Below are 19,001 nucleotides of genomic sequence, written 5' to 3' on the forward strand. Positions count from 1 at the left end.
AGCGGACGTCTGCCGGGACAGCCTAGACCATGACAATAGCCTCCGATTCCACTGATCCGACCAATCACCGGGACGCGCAAATCTGCCGTGGGTGCTGGGATCAAATGCGCGTGCCGATCCCGATCCGGGGGGCGCTCGCGCTGCCGTTCCGCATGTTTGGTGTTACCCGCAGCAAGATGAACCCGAACATCTGCACGATTTGCGAGCGCTCGTTTCGCTATGTCAAGAAACAGCGCCATATCGCCGCCACGGTCACCATTCTGTTCGCCGATATCAGAGGGTTCACGGCTCTTTCCGAGCAGATCGAACCGGTCAGATTGAGTGATATCGTCAGCTTGTTTCAAGATCGATGCGCGCAGGCGGTCTGGGCTCATGACGGGATCGTCAACAAGCAGATGGGCGACGGATTGATGGCGATCTTCAATTTTCCCATCTTGAGAAAGGATCACGCGGCTGCCGCTGTCATGGCTGCGATGGATATACAACGGCGCTGCAAGACGGCTCTCGAAGCTTTGGATGTGGCTCACCACGTGGGTGTGGGAGTTGGTGTCCACAGCGGCGAGGTCGAGATCGGTGAGTTTTCGAGCTTCCGGAGCGATTTCACGGCGATCGGCGGCGCTGTCAATTTGGCGGCCAGACTGGAATCTCAGGCGGGCGCAGGCGAGATCGTCATGTCGCCGGAAACCGTCGTTCAGGCCGGGCCGCTAGCGTCCGAGGCGCAGGTCCGTCCGCTCACCCTTAAGGGGATAGAACTGCCGGTGCAGGCGAGCGTACTGGTTAGGACTTAATTTGCACTCGTGCACCTCCCGCGCCCACCCATCGCGCAGCTATCGCGACCAAGGTCAGGTTGCTAGAGCCACGGTCGCGATCCGAGGCGATTGGATTGGAGGGCACGCGCGAAGCCGGCGCCTTGACGTATCGATGCTATGCTGCATTGTCCTCAGCGCGGGCAGGAGGCGACATATCGACGGCCATAGCGATCCCGATAGTAGCACTGGCCAGGCTGCCCGGCGACGTTGCCGATGACTGCGCCAGCGGCGCCACCGATTGCGGCGCCCACTGCGGCACCGCGGACGTTTCCGGTCGCCACGCCGCCGATGACTGCGCCCGAGGCGGCACCAATGCCTAAGCCCTGCTCAGTCGGGGTGCATCCGGCAAGCGTCACTCCTGCCAGAAGCAGCAAAATCGATAGACGTTTCATGTCGTTTTCCTTCTGATTGAGGTCGCACGCGCATTGGTAGATAGGTGCATTTCGGAAAAGACAATCGCTGCTTTAGCCGGCTGCCCACGCCGGCTTCTTTCGATCAATCGATGCCGGACCTCCATTGCCTAATGGGCTGCTTGCGCCAGTTAAGATCGGGTTGCAACGAAGAGCAGGATCCCTGTGATGAACGAGCGTGAAGAGAAAATCCGTCACCGCGCCTACGAGATCTGGGAGCAGGAAGGCCGCCCCCACGGCCAGGACATGAAGCATTGGCTGCAAGCTTTCAAGGAATTCGGCGAGCAGGTCGATGCCGCGGCCGCTCGCGTTTCGACAAAATCGACTGCCAAGGCTAAATCCGCCAAGCCGCGCGCACCGGCGAAATCCGCGGCCGAAAAGCAGCCAGGAAAGAAGACAAAGGTGGCTGCCATCGCAATAACCGCGGCTCCGGGGGACAAGCCCCGTCGCGCTCGGTCTCCGAAGTCCGTGACGACACACTAGATCATACCCCGCAGCGTTGGTCGCTGTAGGAGGATGTATCCGTGCCATATGACGTGCGCCGCCGGGGCGTGTGATGGGATTTGCGCGTGATCTGCGGAAGGTGGCCAAATCATCTCAGCCACCCTCGCCCAAAGCGGGGCTACGCTAGCACCTTGGCCTCCACTGCGGCTGCAACGAAAGCGTCTCTGGAGGCTTCCAGGTGCGCGAGATAGTTCATGGCTTCCACACATCTGCGCTTCGCCGCTTCCAGATGCATGCTGTTTTCGATCGGCCACCTGTGTTCCAGATAGTCAACCGCTTCTGCCGGACCATGGATATGCTCGGAGGGGCGCGCGCCAATCCGGATAGCCACCGGCGCGGCCCATCTTGGTTCGGTTGCGTGGCTGATAGTGTTCATGATGAACCTCCTCGTTGCCAACAAACGATACCGGGGATGTAGGTATTCGTCGCAACCGATCAACACCCGTCATGTTGGAGTATCTTGTTCCTCATGCACATACTGGCCGAGGCAACCGTCGACCAGTCGGCGCGGACTAATCAGTGGACACTCGGCAGCTTGGCTAAGACCGCGTAGTCCTCGGCCACGAGTTCGCTAATTGCGATCAGTACCTCTTCGGCGCTAAAGCCGGAGGCAATTGTCGTTCGGATCAGATCCTGGAGATCCGGTTCGATCACATCGCGGCAATCTTCCAGCCGTTCATCCGAAACAGTCAGGCTATGCAGTTCTTCCATCATTGACCCTTCTCGGGTTGGGGCTGTCACCGACGACGTCGGCGACAGCATCGTGACAAATTATCGGGCCGACGGGCGCCGTTTGGGGGAGGCCAGGAGGCCCTCCCGCTGCAATCTCTTCCGGGCGGCTTTGCGCTGTCTGGCGATAGCCTGCGCCCGTTCGCGTACGCGGCGCTCCGATGGTTTCTCGTAGGCTTTGCGTGCCTTCATTTCGCGGAAGAGCCCCTCGCGCTGCATCTTTTTCTTCAATGCGCGCATGGCCTGTTCGACGTTGTTATCTCTGACGATGACCTGCATGTTTTTCTCCTTGTTCTTGAGGGTCGGCATGCCTCTCAGCCAAGCTGTTCGGCAATCAATTCCTGCAATTCACGACGCGTGAGTAGGCAGGGGTAAGGTTTCCAGTTCTCGTCCGGGTGGCGAGCAGCGTCATCGCGCTCGCGCGGACACGCTGCCGGAGCAGCAGGCGTGTTTGGTTTGTTCAATTAAAGTCCTTTGCCGCGTAGGCGGCATTTCGACATGGCGCCCTCGGCTTCCATCACGCGAACGGAGGAAACACAGCAAAATGCGACGCTGTCGCGTCGACCATGTCAGTTAGAGTTTTGGGTGACCGACCTAAGATGGGAACACGGAACGCGCGTTGCAAGGCTTCCGTTCGAAGCGCCGTTTAGGTGCCGGTCGTGTCGAGGGTTTTGGCGAGGTCACCGCAAAACAGACGATGTGAGTTTTGCAGTGACCTCTTGATGACTAGGAAATGTAATCATCCAAGCACATGCTACTCGAAGTGACGGAACATGGAATTTACCAGATACGGTAATCCACATGTACTTTGGGGGCACGGGGGCGGTGCATATGAGCCTTTCGGTGGTATCGTGCGTTTGAACCACGAAAACGTGGCTCGCACCGACCCCATTTCGGATGATGTCTCTATCGCGCTGCCGGTGTCACAGCAGTGATTCGCCCACGTATTACGATCGTATCCGATTAAATCGCATATTGACATTGTTGCCCCTTCCGTTTATTTACGGCGCATACGAGTTACTGGCGCGCGAATTGAATTCAGCGAGGGATTTGTCTATGTGGCACGGGAACAGGTTCATGCCGTCGATGGAATCGGGCACTACAATCGCGCAAGCTGATGCCCTGACGGCCGGCAATCATCCGAACGCGTCCCCGGCCTATGGCGAGTTCACGATGATGCTCGATCCCTCCGTCTACGAAGCGTTGCCCGATGATTGGCTGATCGGCATCACCGACGTGGTCAGTTCGACGTTGGCGATCAAGTCGGGGCGGTACGAAGACGTCAACTACGCTGGTGCGTCGGTGATCGCCGCAGTCGGAAATGCCTGGGGCGACTTCGATTTTCCCTTTGTGTTTCGCGGCGACGGGGCTGCGTTCGCGCTACCGCCGCATGGGATCATGACCGCGATTTCGGCAATGCGGCAGGTCGCTAACTTCGCACGGAGCAGTCTTGACCTTGCCCTTCGCGTCGGTTTGCTGACTGTCGGCGAAATCCGTTCGAACGGGCATGATGTGCGCATCGCACGGTATGCTGCCTCTGAAAGTGCAACTTACGCGATGTTTGCCGGCGGTGGTCTCAAATGGGCCGAGCGGCAAATCAAGAGGGGGCGGTACCTGGTGAAGCCGGGCAGCTACACGACGGAGCCTGATCTGACCGGGCTGACCTGTGATTGGAAGCCGTTTCCCAGCCAGCGAGGCGAGATCCTGTCGCTGTTGGTCGAACCATATGAACAGGCCAGTCCTGAGGCCTTTGCGTCGGTGGCCGGATGCGTGCTTTCCGTTCTGGAGGCCGGCGCGCAGCACGCGCAACCTTTGTCCCGGGATACAGCCGTTCCCAGGGACGGTACTAGGTCATTGGATCTCGAAGGATGGTCGACGGTGGCTTCAAACTCGGACTTTCGCAAGTACGACGATGGCCTGCGTCTTACGCTCGACTGCACGCCTGAGCAGATCGAAACTGTCGAAGCCATGCTCGTTGCCGCAAAGGCGCGTGGCGAGATTAACTTCGGACTGCACCGCCAGTCTCACGCGTTGATGACCTGCTTCGTGCCTTCCGGGCGACCCGAGTCGCACTTGCACTTCCTGGATGGCATGGGCGGCGGGTATGCCAAGGCAGCCGAGATGATGGAGGCAGAACTGCTTCCCTTGGTGTCATCGCGGTAGGACGAGGGCTCCTGTCGCAACGGGCGTCGGTCCAAGGGCCGGCGCTTTTTATCGCGCGAACATTTGCGCAAAGGGGGAGTTGAGCGCCGAAACAGGCGCTCAATTGCATTGAAATCAGCGCTTCGTGGCGTTGTCCTGCGTTCTCTTCAGCAGGTTGTTGCGTAGACGCACGACGGATTTCTGAACGACGGGAAAATCCTCCCCGAGGCCCGTGGCTTCGACGAGTGGTGCGCCGGGATCAGCCGCGACGAGATCGCGTCCAGCCGGCGTCAGGCTCAGGCGCACTTGCCGCTCGTCAGCGGAATCACGTTTGCGCTGGATATAGCCGAGAGTTTCAAGTTTCTTCAGCATCGGGGTCAGCGTGTTTGACTCCAGGAACAGCTTTTCGCCGAGCGCTCCCACGGTTTGGTCGTCCTTCTCGGAAAGCGCCACCATCGCGATGTACTGCGTATAGGTCAGATTCAGCTTATCCAGAATCGGCTTGTAGGCGCGCCCAAAGGCAAGGTTTGCCGAGTACACGGCGAAGCAAAGGAAGTTCGAGAGCTTCTTGTCGTTGCTCTTGGTCTCGCCGGAGGAGGGCATCCCAGTCTCTAGGGTTTTTGCGGTTTTGGACGTGGACATAAGGATATCCTGTTCGATTGTTTGTTCTATATATAAATCGCATCCGATTAAATCGCAATGCTATTGACATCGACTTTCTGTTTAACTACTTCAATCGCATTCGATTTAAGCGGATGCGATCAACAGAGTAAAGCGAAGGATTTTACGATGACTGAGAAGCTTCTTTTTTCCGGCAAGACTCACAACAAGGGCGGTCGCGACGGTTTCACGCGCAGCAGCGATGGCGAACTGGATCTGCAGCTTTCGCAGCCGCATCCGGCAGCCGAGCGTCTTTTTGGTGGAGCATGGTCGGCCTGCTTCATTGGCGCGATCGAGCTCGCGGCGTCACAGAGGAAGATCAAGCTGCCCGTCGATCCTGAGATCGATACGGAAATCGATCTGAACGTCGACGGAGGTTCCTTCTTTCTGCGGGCGCGCCTCAATGTGAGCGTGCCAGGCATCGAGCGCGGTGTCGCAGAGGAGCTGATGCATGCAGCGCACGAGATCTGCCCGTACTCCAAGGCAACCCGCGGCAACATCGACGTGTCGCTGACCCTCGTCTGAGCGAGGCTCGTAGCGACGCCGATATCAAGGCATCGCCGATCTTAACCATCGTGCATGGAAGTGCCCGGCCTTTGCGAAGAATGCGCCAGGCACCCGAATGAACCTGAACACTTAGGAGGACGTCATGTCAGCTCTATTATCATCGGTCACTCGACGGAGCCTGCTCGCTTCTGCGGCGGTTGCGGGTGCAGTCAGTCTCTTGCCGGCTTCGTTCGTTGCTGCGGCCGGCAACGGCAACGCAATCCGGCCCTTCCAGTTCAAGGCAACCGACGCGCAGCTCGCAGACCTGCGCCAGCGCATCAACGCCACCCGATGGCCGGAACAGGAAACCGTCAACGACAGTTCACAGGGCGTCCAGTACGCAACGACGCGAAAGCTGGCGGAATACTGGGCAAACGACTACGACTGGCGCAAAGTCGAGGCTAGGCTTAACGCCTTGCCACAGTTCGTTACCACCATCGACGGACTGGATATTCACTTCATCCATGTTCGCTCGAAGCACGAAGACGCTTTGCCCCTGATCGTCACACATGGGTGGCCGGGATCGATCATCGAAAAGCTGAAGATCATCGAACCGCTAACCAACCCGACGGCGCATGGGGGCCAGGCTTCGGACGCGTTCCACCTGATCATTCCGTCGCTGCCCGGTCACGGTTTCTCTGGCAAGCCGACGCAGACGGGTTGGGACCCCATTCGCATTGCGCATGCCTGGATCGAGCTGATGGATCGGCTTGGATACACGCGCTATGTCGCCCAGGGCGGTGATTGGGGCGATGCAGTCTCGGAACAGATGGCGGTGATTGCACCGCCGCAATTGCTCGGCATTCACGTGAATATGCCGGCCACCGTTCCCGATGACGTTGCCGCGGCATTGCAGCTCGGCGGCAAACCGCCGGCAGGTCTCTCGGCGGATGAACAGCACGCCTACGCGCAGCTCGACGATTTCTACAAGCATGGCCTTGGCTATGCGCTCGAAATGGCGAACCGCCCGCAGACGCTTTATGGAATCGCGGATTCGCCTGTTGGCCTCGCCGCATGGATGCTCGATCACGATATCCGCAGTTACGAAATGATCGCCCGTGTCTTCGACGGGAAAGCGGAAGGCCTGACGCGAGACGACATCCTCGACAACGTCACGCTCTACTGGTTGACGAATACCGCCGTCTCGTCGGCGCGACTCTATTGGGAAAACAAGCTCGCCTTCTTCGCAGTCAAGAATCTCCAGATACCGGTCGCTGTCAGCGTCTTCCCGGATGAGATCTATGCTGCTCCGCGCAGTTGGGTGGAGCGGGCCTATCCCAAGCTCATCCACTTCAACAAGCTCGACAAGGGCGGTCATTTTGCCGCCTGGGAACAGCCAGAGGCCTTCTCCGAGGAGGTTAGGACCGCCTTCCGGACGTTGCGGTCATAGCCACACCCGGATGGCGTCATCCGTCCTCTCGTAACATTAAACTGTGTTCCGGAAATCACCGGAACACCCAGGAGACCAAGATGCGTGATGTCGTCGATTTTGGATTCGATCTCGCTCCTCCCACGCGAGAGCAGATGCGAGAGCTTGTGGCGGAGCTCAGCGAGGAGGACCGCCATTTGCTGCTCGAGCATGGGGAGGAGGCGCCGTTCTGTGGAGTGTTCCTGCATGAACACCGCGAAGGGCTTTACACATGCCGCCTTTGCGGCCTTCCCCTGTTCAAGGCCGTCGAGAAATTCGAGAGTGGCACCGGCTGGCCGAGTTTCACCGCCCCTGTCGAAAGCGATCATCTGCGGCGTATTCGCGACACTCGCTACGGCATCGTCAGGACCGAGATCGTTTGCGCACGGTGCGGTGCGCATCAGGGGCACGTCTTCCCGGATGGCCCGCCTCCGACGGGCGAGCGTTTCTGCATCAATTCAGGATCACTCGAATTCACACCGAAGGGCGAGCCGCTTCCTGACAAGCTTGGCCGCGGCGGTCCAGAAGGCAAACCTGCGCGGTAGTTGATTGCCACCACGGCGGTAGCGGTAAGCCGCTACCGCCCCCAGACCACCGCTTCCTCATGCCGTTTGATGAGGTGGCGCAGGCTTTCGAAGCCTGAGCGGATATGTTGCACGAATTGGTCGACTGCTGGTGACCGCACCGAATCCGCACGCGTGAGGATTGCCAGCGCCCTCTCCGGATGCGGGATCGTCAACGGCAGGGCGGTGATGGATTTTTCCTTGCGCAATGCGAAGACGACGCTGTGTGGCATCACAGTGAGCGCGTCCGCAGCCTTGAGATAGTTGAGGACACTCATCAGCGAACCGCCGGAATAGCGGACCTTGATCTCGGTTCCCCCAAAGGAAAGCAGCAGGGCTCTGAGATCGGCCAGGAGGGGGCTGCCGGGCGGCGGGGCGACCCAGGGATAATCGAGAAGCTGACTGGGCTGCAGGCGGCGCTTGAGCAAGAGGGGATGTGTGACGCGGCAGGCGATCACGTTGCGCCCGGGCAGGATTTGCTGGAACTCTAGTCCGGATCCTTCGTCGAGAATGTCGATCGGGCAGATGGCAAGATCGATCTGGTCGGCCTTCAGTGCGGCACGGAGATCCGGAAAGTAGCCGTAGGTTTGATCGATCCGAACATCAGGGCGAGTAACCTGAAACTCGGCGCAGAGCCCGGCGATCAGCGCATCCATGAAGAAGGGCGTGCCTCCGACGCGCACTACACCGCTTTTGCCGACGCGAAAGCTTTCCACGAGGTCCGACGCCTTGCGAGATGCCGCCAGCATTACCAGCCCTTGCTCCGACAGCGAGAGGCAAAGTGGTGTCGGCTGCAGCGGCCTGCGGCCTTTGATGAACAGTGGTTCGCCGAGACGCATTTCAAGCATCGACAGCGTGCGTGATACAGCGGGTTGCGCGAGCCCGAGAAGGGCTGCTCCCTCGGTCACGCCACCGGTCTTGACCACGGCGGCAAGCTGGATCAAGTGTCGTTCGTCTATCATCATAACGATCCGTTATATTAAAGCTGAATCAAATCATCAATCGGCCGCTGCAGGACTGCTAGCTTACTCTCACCAACGATGCGGTTTTGGGAGAGACGCATGCCGACGGCAGCCGATGCGCTTATTTTCAGTGAGGCGACGTCTTCGGACGTGTTTGCCGAGCGCATGCCCGCGGGAAAAAGCGGCCAGTTGCCACGTCTCATGGCTGCGGTCGCCAGGCACGCGCATGAACTGATCAAGGAATTCCGGCCCACCCAGGACGAGTGGCGCAACGTCATCGCGTTTCTGACGGAAGTCGGGCATGCCACCGATGAACGTCGTCAGGAATGGGTGCTGCTTGCCGATCTGATTGGAGCCTCCGCCCTCGTGGAAGAGATCAATTCGAGACGGCCGAAGGGCGCAACCCCCAACACCATTCGAGGCCCATTCTTTCGCAGCGATGTGCCGGAGCGCCCGCTGGGGAGCTCGATTTCGCTCGATGGGGCGGGAGTGCCGCTTTGCGTTTCGGCACGGATCATCGATCTCGATGGACAGTCGATCTCTTCGGCCGAGCTCATCACCTGGCAGGCGAACGCCCAGGGCCTCTACGAGAACCAGCAGCCGGATCTCCAGCCGGAGCATAACCTGCGCGGCCTCTTCCGCTCCGATGCCAATGGATGCGTCAACTACCGGACGGTCATGCCGAAGGGGTACAGCGTTCCGGACGATGGCCCTGTCGGGCATTTGTTGGCGGCGGCGGGCTATCCCCTGCATCGCCCAGCGCACCTTCATTTTGTCGTGCGGGCGGCAGGGTTCGAGACGATCACCACCCATGTCTACGATCGCAATGATCCGCATCTCCATGAGGATGCGCTGTTTGGCGTCAAGCCTGAGCTCGTCCGCGACTTTCGCCCGGCCAACGGAGATGTGTCGCAGATGAAGCAGGTCGATTTCACCTTCGTGATGGTGCGCGCAAGACCGGAGAAAACACGATGAGCCTGTCATTCCACTATGCTGGCAGCCCGGCCCACATCGTCTTCGGCGAAGGCGCGAGCCAAGAGGTGGGAAGCTGGATCGAGAAGATTGGCTGCCGGAGGGCACTAGTCCTCTCCACGCCGCAACAGAAGGGCGATGCCGAGGCGCTGGCCGCAAGGATCGGGCCGCTGGCCGTCGGCGTGTTCAGCGGTGCGGTGATGCATACGCCTGTCGATGTAACCGAAACGGCCATGAGAGTGGTTGAGGAAAGCCGCGCCGACTGCGTCGTGTCGCTCGGCGGCGGCTCGACGACAGGCCTGGGAAAGGCCATCGCCTACCGCACCGACCTGCCGCAGGTTGTCATTCCAACGACCTACGCAGGGTCAGAGGTCACCCCGATCCTTGGTCAGACCGAGGGCGGTCGCAAGACGACAGTGAAGGGGGCGAAGATCCTGCCTGAGGTGGTGATCTACGATGCCACGCTGACAACCGGCCTACCGGTCGGTATGTCGATGACCTCCGGTCTGAACGCCATGGCCCATGCCGTCGAAGCGCTCTACGCGCAGGACCGCAACCCGATCTCGACGCTCATGGCCGTCGAAGGCTTGCGTGCCTTCCGGTCAGCACTTCCGAAGATCGCGACGGTGCCAAACGATATCGAGGCACGCGCGGAGGGGCTCTATGGCGCCTGGCTTTGCGGCACGGTCCTCGGCACGGTCGGCATGGCGCTGCACCACAAGATTTGCCACACGCTTGGCGGCACCTTCGACACGCCGCATGCGGAAACGCATGCGATCATGCTGCCGCATACCGCGGGCTTCAATGGCGTTGCAGTGCCGGAGCTTCTTCAGCCTGTCGCGGAGATTTTCGGCGGCTCGGTCGGTGGGGGGCTCTGGGATTTCGCAAAGTCGATCGGCGCGCCGCTGGCTCTCCGTGACCTCGGCCTGACCGAGGCCGATCTCGACAAGGCAAGCCAGATCGCTGTCGAGAATCCTTATTGGAATCCGCGACCGATTGATCGGTCGTCGATCCGCGCGCTGCTGCAGCAGGCCTGGGAGGGCCGCAGGCCGGAGAACTGACATTACACAAGGGGGAATGGGAGGAGAATGAAATGACAACCAGACGCGATTTCCTGAAACAGACGGCGGCCACCGGCGTACTCGCCGCCACGTCCGGGCTGGCCTTGCCTGCGCTTGCGCAGAAGAGCGCCATCAAGCTCGGCTACGTCAGCCCGCAAACGGGGCCGCTCGCCGCGTTCGGCGAGGCCGACAAGTTCGTCATCGAGAACTTTCTCGCGACGACAAAGAAGATGGGTCTCGACTATCAGGTTGTCGTCAAGGATAGCCAGTCCAATCCCAATCGCGCCGCCGAGGTGACCAAGGAGCTGATCGTCACCGACGAGGTGAACCTGGTGCTCGTTTCCTCGACGCCGGAGACGACCAATCCGGTGTCGACCACCTGTGAAGCGGAAGAAATGCCGTGCATTTCGACGGTGGCACCGTGGCAGCCATGGTTCATTGGCCAGCAGGCCAATCCCGGCGACCCGAATTCCTGGAAACCGTTCAACTTCGCCTATCACTTCTTCTGGGGACTCGAGGATATCATTGCCGTCTTCACCGGCATGTGGGGCCAGGTCGAGACCAACAAGAAGGTCGGTGGGCTCTTCCCCAACGATGGCGATGGCAATGCCTGGGGGGACAAGGTCGTCGGCTTCCCGCCGGTACTCGAAAAGCTTGGCTATACGCTGACCGATCCCGGCCGTTTCCAGAACCTTTCGGACGATTTTTCCGCGCAGATCAACGCCTTCAAGCAGGCGAACGCCGAGATCGTCACCGGCGTCGTCATCCCGCCAGACCTTACAACCTTCTGGAACCAGGCGAAGCAGCAGGGCTTCAAGCCGAAGGTCGCCTCGGTCGGCAAGGCACTGCTTTTCCCGCAAACAGTGGAATCGCTCGGCGATGCCGGCCACAATCTTTCGACCGAAGTGTGGTGGACGCCAAGCCATCCCTTCAAGTCGTCGTTGACGGGCGAGACCGCAGCGCAGGTCGCCGACGCCTTCACCAAGGCGACGGGCCGTCCCTGGACGCAGCCGATCGGCTTTGCCCACGCCCTGTTCGAGCTCGCGGTCGATGTCATGAAGCGCGCCGACGAACCCGGCGACGGCGAGGCGGTTGCCAAGGTCATCGGCGAAACGAAGCTCGATACGCTCGTTGGGCCGGTCGCCTGGGGCAACGACAAGCTGCCGCCGTTCGCCCAGAAGAACGTTGCGAAGACACCGCTCGTCGGAGGCCAGTGGCGACTGAAGCAGGGTGGCAAGGGTTATGATCTGATCATCGTCGAGAACGCTACCGCCCCGAACATTCCGACTGGCGGAAAGATGGAGCCGATCGCCTGAGCGCATCGGCGCTTGCGGATCGAGGGAGCCGTGGAGGCGGCTCCCTAATGGGAGAGAGATGGATGCCAATACTGGAACTGGAAGGTGTCTCGAAGAAGTTTGGCGCGTTGACGGTCGCCGAGCAGATTTCCTTTGCCGTGGAGGAAGGGGAGGCGCTTGGAATCATCGGCCCCAACGGCGCCGGAAAGTCGACCCTCTTCAACCTGATCACCGGGAATATTGCGGCAGACAACGGGACAATCCGTTTCATAGGCTCCGACGTAACCAAGACCCCGCCGATGGCACGGTGCTTTGTGGGCATGGGCCGCACGTTCCAGATCCCGCAACCCTTCGATCAGCTGACCGTGTTCGAGAATCTGCTGGTGGCAGGGTCCTTCGGCGCGCGAAAGCGGGAAGGGGAGGTCGCGGATCGCTGCGCGGAAATCCTCATCGACACTGGCCTGATCGACAAGGCCAATGCCACGGCTGGAAGCCTGACGCTGCTGCAGCGCAAGCGGCTGGAACTCGCCCGCGCCATGGCAACCGATCCGAAACTCCTGCTGCTCGACGAGATCGCTGGCGGACTGACGGAGGGCGAATGCCGGGCGCTGGTCGCCACCATCCGTGGCCTGCATAACAAAGGCATTGCGGTGATCTGGATCGAGCATGTCCTGCATGCGCTGAACGCCGTGGTCGGACGCCTGCTCGTGTTGCATTTCGGCCGGGTGATCGGCATCGGAAAACCAGACGAGATCATGAATTCGAAGGAAGTGCGCGAAATCTACCTGGGGATCGAGGTCTGATGGCTCTGCTTGAAACCCACGCTTTGACGGCTTCCTACGGCGATTTCCAGGCGCTGTTCGGCGTCGAAATCGGCCTTGGTGAGGGCGAAACGCTGGCAATCATCGGCGCAAACGGGGCCGGCAAGACCACGCTCATGCGCTCGCTTTCCGGCGTCCTGAAGAACGAGCCGGACTCCATCCGTTATCGCGGAGAGGCGATCGGCGCCCTCGGAGCTCCCGACGTTATGGCACGCGGGATCGCCATGGTGCCCGAAGGCCGGCGTTTGTTTCCGTCCTTGACCGTTGAGGAGAACCTGCTGGTCGGGACCTACGGCCGCAAGACCTCAGGTCCCTGGACGCTCGACAGCATCTATGCACTGTTCCCGATCCTCAAGGAGCGACGGCGCAGCCCCGCAACCGCGCTTTCCGGCGGTCAGCAGCAGATGGTGGCGATCGGCAGGGCATTGATGTCCAATCCGGATGTACTGCTTTGCGATGAGATCAGCCTCGGATTGGCGCCGGTCGTGGTGCGCGACATCTACGCCGCCTTTCCACGGATCCGCGAAACCGGCGCGGCCATCATCATCGTCGAGCAGGATATCGCCCAGGCGCTCAAGGTGTCCAATCGGGTCTATTGCATGATGGAGGGCCGCATCACGCTCTCCGGCAAGCCATGCGACCTCGATCGCGAGGCTATTCACAAGGCTTACTTCGGAGCGGATGGTCATGAACTGGCTTGATACGATAACACAGGGCATCCTGCTCGGTGGGCTCTATGCGCTTTTTGCGGCGGGGCTCAGCCTCGTCTTCGGCATCATGCGGCTGGTCAATCTGGCGCATGGCGACCTGATTGTCTTCGCGGCCTTTCTGATCCTGCTGCTCGTTTCCCTGCTGGGGCTTCATCCTTTCGTTGCCGCGCTGGTTGCGGCTCCGCTCATGTTCGCTGCCGGTTGGGTGCTTCAGTATCACTTGCTGAACCGCACGCTCGGAAAGGATATTCTACCGCCACTGCTAGTGACCTTCGGTCTTTCCATCGTGATCCAGAACGGCTTGTTGGAAGGATTTACGGCTGACAGCCGGCGGATTTCGGCCGGCACGCTCGAGACTGCCTCCGTTTCACTAGGGCCGATCAATGTCGGTGTCATGCCGCTGCTCACCTTTGGCTCGGCGGTCCTCGCCATCGTTGCGCTGAACCAACTGATCTACCGGACCTCCGTCGGCCGGGCCTTTCGTGCCACATCCGACGACGTCACCACGGCGGGCCTGATGGGCATCCGGCCGCAACGGATTTTCGCCATGGCGACCGGTCTTGCCATGGTGGTGGTGACGATCGCCGCACTCTTCCTGGGAACGCGCGCCAATTTTGATCCAACGTCCGGACCGGCGCGCCTGATCTACGCCTTCGAGGCCGTGATCATCGGTGGCTTGGGTTCGCTCTGGGGGACGCTCGCCGGCGGTATCATCCTTGGTGTCGCGCAGACGATCGGTGCTGCCGTCAATCCGGAATGGCAGATTCTCGCCGGGCATCTCGCCTTTCTTCTCGTCCTCCTCTTCAAGCCGCGCGGCCTCTTCCCGCGCGCAGTGGATTGAGCGTCATGGAACAGTTGCTCGCACCAACCTTCAAAGTCGAGACCCGCACCGGCGCCTCGGTGGCATTCGCGGTTATCGCCACAGTGGTCGTGATCCTCGCCTTTCTTGCGCCACTGCTGGTGTCGCGGGGCGGGGTCCAGGATCTGTTCTTCATCCTTACGATGCTCGTGTTGGCACAATGCTGGAATCTGCTTGCCGGATATGCTGGTCTGATTTCGGTCGGCCAGCAGCTCTTCGTCGGATGCGGCGCTTACGCGATGTTTGCGCTGGTCAGCCTGCTCGGGCTCGACCCGGTGGCGGCGGTCATCGTCGCCGGGTTCTTCGCGGCAATCGTTGCGGCACCGACGGCCTTCTTCACCTTTCGCCTCTACGGTCCCTATTTTGCCATTGGCACATGGGTCATCGCCGAGGTGGGGCGTCTGCTCTTTGCGCAATGGAAGGCGCTTGGCGGCGGCACCGGCACCTCGCTCCCCCGTGATGCGACGCGCGACATGATCGGCATCGATTTGTTGAAATCCTTGTTCCGCATGAAGTCGGCGGAGGCCGGCGATGCGCTGACCTACTGGCTTGCGCTGGTGCTCGCGTTGCTGACGATCGGAGCCATCTACAGGCTGCTGCGCTCACGACATGGGCTGGGCCTTGCCGCAGTTCGCGACAATGAGCAAGCGGCTCGTGCAGTTGGCGTCGATGCCCGTCGGATGAAGACGATGGTTTACCTGACCGCGGCATTTCTAACCGGCTGCTGTGGAGCACTGATCTATGTCCAGAAGCAGCGCATCTCCCCGGACGCCGCCTTCTCGGTGATCGACTGGACCGCCTACGTGATCTTTATCGTCGTCATCGGCGGCATCGGCACAGTCGAAGGCCCGATCGTCGGCGTCATCGTCTTTTTCCTGCTGCAAAACCTGCTTGCCGGCTATGGCTCCTGGTATCTCGTGATCCTCGGCCTGGTTGCGATCGTCACGATGCTGCTCGCCCCGCGCGGGTTGTGGGGGCTGTTCTCCGATCGCACCGGCATCCAGCTGTTTCCGGTTCGCCGCATCCTCAAAGGCGGACCTCTCGAACACAAGAAGATAGGAGGGCCAAATGGCTGATATCACAACGGACGTACTCATCATCGGAACGGGCCCGGCAGGCTCGGCAACCGCGGCGCTGCTGTCGACCTACGGCGTCGAGAACATGGTGATCAATCGCTATCGCTGGCTTGCGACCACGCCGCGCGCCCACATCACCAATCAGCGTACGATGGAGGTCCTGCGCGACCTCGGTCGGGACGTCGAGGATGAAGCCTACATGTTTGCCGCAGAGCAGGACCTGATGGGCGAGAACGTCTTCTGCACCTCGCTGACCGGTGAGGAAATCGGCCGCATGAAGAGCTGGGGTAAGCATCCGCTGTCTCGTGCCGAGCATCAGCTCTCTTCGCCGAGCCTGATGAACGACCTGCCGCAAACCTTCATGGAGCCGCTGCTCTTCAAGACTGCCTGCTCGCGCGGCACGCAGGCGCGCATGTCGTGCGAATATATCAGCCATGAACAGGATGCCGATGGTGTCACGACCACCTGTCTTGATCGGCTGACCGGTAAGGAATTTACCGTCCGATCCAAGTTCCTGGTTGGCGCCGATGGCGGCAATTCGAAGGTGGCGGAACATGCGGGCCTTGCCTTCGAAGGCAAGATGGGCGTCGGCGGCTCGATGAACATATTGTTCGAGGCTGATCTGTCGCGCCATGTCGCGCATCGGCCCTCCGTGCTCTATTGGGTGCTGCAGCCGGGCGCTGATGTCGGCGGCATCGGCATGGGGCTCGTGCGCATGGTGCGGCCGTGGAACGAATGGCTGATTGTCTGGGGTTACGACATCAACCAGCCGGCGCCTGAGGTGACCGAGGATTTCGCCATCAAGGTCGTGCGCGAACTCGTCGGCGATCAGGAGCTTCAGCCAAAGATCAAGTCGGTGTCGACCTGGACCGTCAACAACATGTACGCGACGACGATGTCGAACGGACGCGTTTTCTGCATGGGCGACGCGACGCATCGCCACCCCCCGTCGAACGGGCTGGGCTCCAATACGTCAATTCAGGATGCCTTCAACCTCGCATGGAAGCTGTCGATGGTCCTGAAGGGACAGGCCGGGTCGGGACTGCTTGATAGCTACAATGCCGAACGTGCGCCTGTCGCCAAGCAGATCGTTACACGGGCGAACAAGTCGATCGAAGAATTCGGCCCGATCTTCAAGGCACTTGGCCTGTTGGACTCGGTCGATCCCGTCAAGATGCAAGAGAATATGGATGCGCGCTGCCAGGACACGCCAGACGCGGAAAAGCAGCGTAAGGCGATCCGCGATGCGATTGCCTACAAGGTCTATGAATTCGATGCGCATGGCGTCGAGATGAACCAGCGCTACAAGTCAGATGGGATTGCAACCGACGGCCAGCCCGAGCCAGCCTTCTCCAAGGATCCGGAGCTGCACTATCAGCCGACAACATGGCCGGGTGCCCGGTTGCCGCACGCCTGGCTGTTCAATCAAAGCGGCGACAAAGTTTCGACTCTCGATCTGACCGGCCATGGCACCTTCACCATTCTGACCGGCATTGGCGGCGACGGCTGGGCTGCGGCCGCTAAGGCGCTCGCGAAGGAGTTCAACATTCGGATCACCACGCACGTCATCGGACCGCGCCAGCAATGGCAGGACCTTGTTGGCGATTGGGCCAACGCGCGAGAGGTGCGGGATTCCGGCGCCATTCTGGTACGTCCCGACCACCATGTCGCCTGGCGCGCGGACGAGATGGTTTCCAATCCGGAAGCCGAATTGCGCCGCGTCCTGAAATCCATCCTTGATAAGTGAGAGCATCATGGAAGCGCATGAAAAGGGCTTCTTCACGGAAGAAGATTCGGTCGCGGTTGTGACCGGCCGCAACAAGAACGCCAAGGACGAACGCCTGAAACAGGTGATGGAGGTCATCACCCGAAAACTCCACGAAGCAGTGAAGGAGATCGAGCCGACTCAGGATGAGTGGATGCAAGCCATTCTCTTCCTCACGCGCACGGGGCAGATGTGCAACGAGTGGCGGCAGGAGTTTATCCTGCTTTCCGACACGCTCGGGGTGTCGATGCTGGTCGATGCGATCAACAATCGCAAGCCTTCCGGAGCTTCGGAGAGCACAGTGCTCGGCCCGTTCCACGTTGCCGATGCACCCGAGCTGCCGATGGGCGCGAACATTTGCCTCGACCAGAAGGGCGAGGACATGGTGATCGAGGGACGGATTCTCGACACCGACGGGCGGCCGATCGCCGACGCAGTGCTCGATATCTGGCAGGCCAACGACGAAGGCTTCTATGATGTCCAGCAAAAGGGTATTCAGCCGGACTTCAATCTGCGCGGCGTGTTCCGGACCGGGCCGGACGGGCACTATTGGTTCCGGGCGGTGAAGCCAAAATACTATCCGATCCCCTACGATGGTCCGGTGGGGCAGATGCTGAAGGCGCTAGGGCGCCACCCCAATCGACCCGCGCATCTGCATTACATCATCAAGGCAGACGGCTTCGAAACACTGATCACGCACATCTTCGATCCCGACGATCCCTACATCGACTCGGATGCGGTGTTTGGCGTTAAGGAAAGCCTGCTCGCCGAATTTCGCCGAACAACCGATGCCGAACGCTCGAAACAGTATCAGTTTGCCGGCGACTTCTGGGAGGTGAAGCACGACTTCGTGCTTGCTCGGGCGAAGCGATGAGGTGATCAGCCAGACGACAGTGCGGCGACGTTAACCAATCATCAACGCTGCCGCACGAGTCCGGTACCTTTTGTCTGTAAATGGCGTGTGGGTCGCCCGGACGCGATTGCGCTGCGCCACAGTCCGTCTATCTTGGCGCGGAGCGTTCCAGTGTAGCGCAACCGGGTAGGGATCATGAAAGCCGCGTTCCGTGTAACCTTGTTGACTTTCGCAGCCTTGCTACCGGTTGTGGCAGGTGCCGCGGACGGCTGGAATCCCGATGGCAGGGGTACGAGCACTTGGCACGTGGACCCATCAGAGGGCACCTGTAACGTCAGTCAAGCGACCAACAGGGCCCGACGCGCCGGCATCTACCGCACGGATCTCGTCTATCGCGACGAGAATGTTCTGACGCTGCGAGGGCTGACAGGGTGGGGTGATCGCCGCGAGATCACTTTCGCCAATGTGCGCGGGTGCCCTGAGGTCGGATTTCAAGATCTTCAGCAGAGTCAGCCGGCGCGTTGACCAAGAGGGCCTACCGGCGCGGGCGACCGGTTGAAGGAGGAGGCCGAACGAACCCGCCGCCGGTATCCGACAGCGGGTCTCGCTTTTCAAGACTTTGCAGCTCGCTGTTTTCGATACTGCGCGGTCGGCAGTCCACCCCAGCCCCAATTGTCGAGATCGACTTCCTCGATGACGACATAGGTCGATTCAAGAGGCTTGTTGAGGACGTCGAGCAATACCTGGCTGACGCCCTTGATGATCGCGGCCTTTTCCTCGGCGGTGACCGAAGTGCGGTCGGGCGTCGTTCCTTCGCGGGTCACTTGTACGGTAACAATGGGCATTGCAGTCTCCT

Annotated in this window: 23 protein-coding genes; 16 read left to right on the forward strand and 7 right to left on the reverse strand. The window is 60.4% G+C overall.

The window, feature by feature from the left end:
* The first annotated feature begins 29 nt into the window (after positions 1-29).
* A complete protein-coding gene (locus FHT77_RS13440) occupies positions 30-788 on the forward strand; it encodes an adenylate/guanylate cyclase domain-containing protein (RefSeq protein ID WP_183755498.1) in 759 nt (252 codons plus the stop codon).
* A 152-nt stretch (positions 789-940) separates the two neighbouring features.
* Here the strand turns inward: FHT77_RS13440 and FHT77_RS13445 are convergent, their stop codons facing one another.
* On the reverse strand, positions 941-1,201 hold the full coding sequence (locus FHT77_RS13445) for a YMGG-like glycine zipper-containing protein (RefSeq protein WP_016555051.1): 261 nt from the start codon (positions 1,199-1,201) through the stop codon (positions 941-943).
* Positions 1,202-1,387: 186 nt separating this feature from the next.
* Between FHT77_RS13445 and FHT77_RS13450 the strand changes: the two genes are divergently transcribed.
* Complete coding sequence (locus FHT77_RS13450; protein ID WP_183755499.1) at positions 1,388-1,702, forward strand: DUF2934 domain-containing protein; 315 nt, start codon at positions 1,388-1,390, stop codon at positions 1,700-1,702.
* Between the two features lie 139 nt (positions 1,703-1,841).
* Here the strand turns inward: FHT77_RS13450 and FHT77_RS13455 are convergent, their stop codons facing one another.
* The 3 genes from FHT77_RS13455 to rpsU form a co-directional block, all read right to left on the reverse strand.
* On the reverse strand, positions 1,842-2,099 hold the full coding sequence (locus tag FHT77_RS13455) for a DUF982 domain-containing protein (protein ID WP_183755500.1): 258 nt from the start codon (positions 2,097-2,099) through the stop codon (positions 1,842-1,844).
* A gap of 140 nt (positions 2,100-2,239) precedes the next feature.
* Positions 2,240-2,434 carry a hypothetical protein gene (locus FHT77_RS13460; protein ID WP_183755501.1) on the reverse strand — a complete coding sequence of 65 codons (195 nt, stop codon included), beginning with the start codon at positions 2,432-2,434 and terminating at the stop codon, positions 2,240-2,242.
* A 60-nt stretch (positions 2,435-2,494) separates the two neighbouring features.
* Positions 2,495-2,731, reverse strand: coding sequence for a 30S ribosomal protein S21 (gene rpsU / locus FHT77_RS13465; RefSeq protein ID WP_016555047.1), 237 nt, complete (start codon positions 2,729-2,731; stop codon positions 2,495-2,497).
* A gap of 798 nt (positions 2,732-3,529) precedes the next feature.
* Here rpsU and FHT77_RS13470 point away from each other — a divergent pair.
* Entirely contained in the window at positions 3,530-4,615 is a 1,086-nt protein-coding gene (locus tag FHT77_RS13470; protein ID WP_183755502.1) for a DUF3095 family protein, read from the forward strand.
* 114 nt (positions 4,616-4,729) lie between these two features.
* On the opposite strand, the gene FHT77_RS13475 is transcribed toward FHT77_RS13470, so the two are convergent.
* Complete coding sequence (locus tag FHT77_RS13475; RefSeq protein WP_183755503.1) at positions 4,730-5,236, reverse strand: MarR family winged helix-turn-helix transcriptional regulator; 507 nt, start codon at positions 5,234-5,236, stop codon at positions 4,730-4,732.
* Positions 5,237-5,383: 147 nt separating this feature from the next.
* Between FHT77_RS13475 and FHT77_RS13480 the strand changes: the two genes are divergently transcribed.
* The 3 genes from FHT77_RS13480 (at position 5,384) to msrB (ending at position 7,753) form a co-directional block, all read left to right on the forward strand.
* On the forward strand, positions 5,384-5,779 hold the full coding sequence (locus FHT77_RS13480) for an organic hydroperoxide resistance protein (RefSeq protein ID WP_183755504.1): 396 nt from the start codon (positions 5,384-5,386) through the stop codon (positions 5,777-5,779).
* Between the two features lie 124 nt (positions 5,780-5,903).
* On the forward strand, positions 5,904-7,190 hold the full coding sequence (locus tag FHT77_RS13485; RefSeq protein WP_183755505.1) for an epoxide hydrolase family protein: 1,287 nt from the start codon (positions 5,904-5,906) through the stop codon (positions 7,188-7,190).
* An 80-nt stretch (positions 7,191-7,270) separates the two neighbouring features.
* Positions 7,271-7,753, forward strand: a complete 483-nt coding sequence (gene msrB, locus FHT77_RS13490; protein WP_016555041.1) for a peptide-methionine (R)-S-oxide reductase MsrB — start codon at positions 7,271-7,273, stop codon at positions 7,751-7,753.
* Between the two features lie 32 nt (positions 7,754-7,785).
* On the opposite strand, the gene FHT77_RS13495 is transcribed toward msrB, so the two are convergent.
* Positions 7,786-8,736: a LysR family transcriptional regulator gene (locus FHT77_RS13495; RefSeq protein ID WP_183755506.1), complete on the reverse strand. Its 951-nt coding sequence runs from the start codon at positions 8,734-8,736 to the stop codon at positions 7,786-7,788.
* Positions 8,737-8,832: 96 nt separating this feature from the next.
* Here FHT77_RS13495 and FHT77_RS13500 point away from each other — a divergent pair, with 96 nt between their 5' ends.
* The 10 genes from FHT77_RS13500 to FHT77_RS13545 all read left to right on the forward strand — a co-directional run bounded on the left by FHT77_RS13500 (position 8,833) and on the right by FHT77_RS13545 (position 18,670).
* Complete coding sequence (locus tag FHT77_RS13500) at positions 8,833-9,708, forward strand: dioxygenase (RefSeq protein ID WP_183755507.1); 876 nt, start codon at positions 8,833-8,835, stop codon at positions 9,706-9,708.
* Positions 9,705-10,766: a maleylacetate reductase gene (locus tag FHT77_RS13505; RefSeq protein ID WP_183755508.1), complete on the forward strand. Its 1,062-nt coding sequence runs from the start codon at positions 9,705-9,707 to the stop codon at positions 10,764-10,766. The genes FHT77_RS13500 and FHT77_RS13505 overlap by 4 nt, the downstream gene beginning before the upstream one ends.
* Positions 10,767-10,798: 32 nt before the next feature.
* Entirely contained in the window at positions 10,799-12,082 is a 1,284-nt protein-coding gene (locus tag FHT77_RS13510; RefSeq protein ID WP_183755509.1) for an ABC transporter substrate-binding protein, read from the forward strand.
* Positions 12,083-12,144: 62 nt separating this feature from the next.
* The gene (locus tag FHT77_RS13515; protein WP_183755510.1) at positions 12,145-12,864 is read left to right on the forward strand and encodes an ABC transporter ATP-binding protein; all 720 of its coding nucleotides are present in this window, start codon (positions 12,145-12,147) and stop codon (positions 12,862-12,864) included.
* Positions 12,864-13,583: an ABC transporter ATP-binding protein gene (locus FHT77_RS13520; protein WP_183755511.1), complete on the forward strand. Its 720-nt coding sequence runs from the start codon at positions 12,864-12,866 to the stop codon at positions 13,581-13,583. Before FHT77_RS13515 ends, FHT77_RS13520 begins: the two co-directional genes overlap by 1 nt.
* The gene (locus tag FHT77_RS13525; RefSeq protein WP_183755512.1) at positions 13,570-14,433 is read left to right on the forward strand and encodes a branched-chain amino acid ABC transporter permease; all 864 of its coding nucleotides are present in this window, start codon (positions 13,570-13,572) and stop codon (positions 14,431-14,433) included. The genes FHT77_RS13520 and FHT77_RS13525 overlap by 14 nt, the downstream gene beginning before the upstream one ends.
* Positions 14,434-14,438: 5 nt before the next feature.
* A complete protein-coding gene (locus FHT77_RS13530; protein WP_183755513.1) occupies positions 14,439-15,527 on the forward strand; it encodes a branched-chain amino acid ABC transporter permease in 1,089 nt (362 codons plus the stop codon).
* Positions 15,520-17,274: an FAD-dependent monooxygenase gene (locus FHT77_RS13535; RefSeq protein ID WP_183755514.1), complete on the forward strand. Its 1,755-nt coding sequence runs from the start codon at positions 15,520-15,522 to the stop codon at positions 17,272-17,274. Before FHT77_RS13530 ends, FHT77_RS13535 begins: the two co-directional genes overlap by 8 nt.
* 7 nt (positions 17,275-17,281) lie before the next feature.
* Positions 17,282-18,166 carry an intradiol ring-cleavage dioxygenase gene (locus tag FHT77_RS13540; protein ID WP_183755515.1) on the forward strand — a complete coding sequence of 295 codons (885 nt, stop codon included), beginning with the start codon at positions 17,282-17,284 and terminating at the stop codon, positions 18,164-18,166.
* Positions 18,167-18,340: 174 nt separating this feature from the next.
* The gene (locus tag FHT77_RS13545; RefSeq protein WP_183755516.1) at positions 18,341-18,670 is read left to right on the forward strand and encodes a hypothetical protein; all 330 of its coding nucleotides are present in this window, start codon (positions 18,341-18,343) and stop codon (positions 18,668-18,670) included.
* 86 nt (positions 18,671-18,756) lie between these two features.
* On the opposite strand, the gene FHT77_RS13550 is transcribed toward FHT77_RS13545, so the two are convergent.
* Positions 18,757-18,990: a tautomerase family protein gene (locus tag FHT77_RS13550; RefSeq protein WP_183755517.1), complete on the reverse strand. Its 234-nt coding sequence runs from the start codon at positions 18,988-18,990 to the stop codon at positions 18,757-18,759.
* Positions 18,991-19,001: the final 11 nt, after the last annotated feature.

The sequence above is a fragment of the Rhizobium sp. BK181 genome (assembly GCF_014193305.1).
Classification (GTDB): Bacteria; Pseudomonadota; Alphaproteobacteria; order Rhizobiales; family Rhizobiaceae; genus Rhizobium.

Excerpts from the sequence above, each read along its gene's own strand:
- FHT77_RS13550 (WP_183755517.1), bottom strand. The coding sequence starts at position 18,990 with ATGCCCATTGTTACCGTACAAGTGACCCGCGAAGGAACGACGCCCGAC.
- FHT77_RS13540 (WP_183755515.1), top strand. The coding sequence starts at position 17,282 with ATGGAAGCGCATGAAAAGGGCTTCTTCACGGAAGAAGATTCGGTCGCG.
- FHT77_RS13515 (WP_183755510.1), top strand. The coding sequence starts at position 12,145 with ATGCCAATACTGGAACTGGAAGGTGTCTCGAAGAAGTTTGGCGCGTTG.
- FHT77_RS13480 (WP_183755504.1), top strand. The coding sequence starts at position 5,384 with ATGACTGAGAAGCTTCTTTTTTCCGGCAAGACTCACAACAAGGGCGGT.
- FHT77_RS13470 (WP_183755502.1), top strand. The coding sequence starts at position 3,530 with ATGCCGTCGATGGAATCGGGCACTACAATCGCGCAAGCTGATGCCCTG.
- msrB (WP_016555041.1), top strand. The coding sequence starts at position 7,271 with ATGCGTGATGTCGTCGATTTTGGATTCGATCTCGCTCCTCCCACGCGA.
- FHT77_RS13445 (WP_016555051.1), bottom strand. The coding sequence starts at position 1,201 with ATGAAACGTCTATCGATTTTGCTGCTTCTGGCAGGAGTGACGCTTGCC.
- FHT77_RS13455 (WP_183755500.1), bottom strand. The coding sequence starts at position 2,099 with ATGAACACTATCAGCCACGCAACCGAACCAAGATGGGCCGCGCCGGTG.
- FHT77_RS13545 (WP_183755516.1), top strand. The coding sequence starts at position 18,341 with ATGAAAGCCGCGTTCCGTGTAACCTTGTTGACTTTCGCAGCCTTGCTA.
- FHT77_RS13450 (WP_183755499.1), top strand. The coding sequence starts at position 1,388 with ATGAACGAGCGTGAAGAGAAAATCCGTCACCGCGCCTACGAGATCTGG.
- FHT77_RS13535 (WP_183755514.1), top strand. The coding sequence starts at position 15,520 with ATGGCTGATATCACAACGGACGTACTCATCATCGGAACGGGCCCGGCA.
- FHT77_RS13485 (WP_183755505.1), top strand. The coding sequence starts at position 5,904 with ATGTCAGCTCTATTATCATCGGTCACTCGACGGAGCCTGCTCGCTTCT.
- FHT77_RS13505 (WP_183755508.1), top strand. The coding sequence starts at position 9,705 with ATGAGCCTGTCATTCCACTATGCTGGCAGCCCGGCCCACATCGTCTTC.
- FHT77_RS13525 (WP_183755512.1), top strand. The coding sequence starts at position 13,570 with ATGAACTGGCTTGATACGATAACACAGGGCATCCTGCTCGGTGGGCTC.
- FHT77_RS13440 (WP_183755498.1), top strand. The coding sequence starts at position 30 with ATGACAATAGCCTCCGATTCCACTGATCCGACCAATCACCGGGACGCG.
- FHT77_RS13495 (WP_183755506.1), bottom strand. The coding sequence starts at position 8,736 with ATGATGATAGACGAACGACACTTGATCCAGCTTGCCGCCGTGGTCAAG.
- FHT77_RS13530 (WP_183755513.1), top strand. The coding sequence starts at position 14,439 with ATGGAACAGTTGCTCGCACCAACCTTCAAAGTCGAGACCCGCACCGGC.
- FHT77_RS13475 (WP_183755503.1), bottom strand. The coding sequence starts at position 5,236 with ATGTCCACGTCCAAAACCGCAAAAACCCTAGAGACTGGGATGCCCTCC.
- rpsU (WP_016555047.1), bottom strand. The coding sequence starts at position 2,731 with ATGCAGGTCATCGTCAGAGATAACAACGTCGAACAGGCCATGCGCGCA.
- FHT77_RS13460 (WP_183755501.1), bottom strand. The coding sequence starts at position 2,434 with ATGGAAGAACTGCATAGCCTGACTGTTTCGGATGAACGGCTGGAAGAT.
- FHT77_RS13510 (WP_183755509.1), top strand. The coding sequence starts at position 10,799 with ATGACAACCAGACGCGATTTCCTGAAACAGACGGCGGCCACCGGCGTA.
- FHT77_RS13520 (WP_183755511.1), top strand. The coding sequence starts at position 12,864 with ATGGCTCTGCTTGAAACCCACGCTTTGACGGCTTCCTACGGCGATTTC.
- FHT77_RS13500 (WP_183755507.1), top strand. The coding sequence starts at position 8,833 with ATGCCGACGGCAGCCGATGCGCTTATTTTCAGTGAGGCGACGTCTTCG.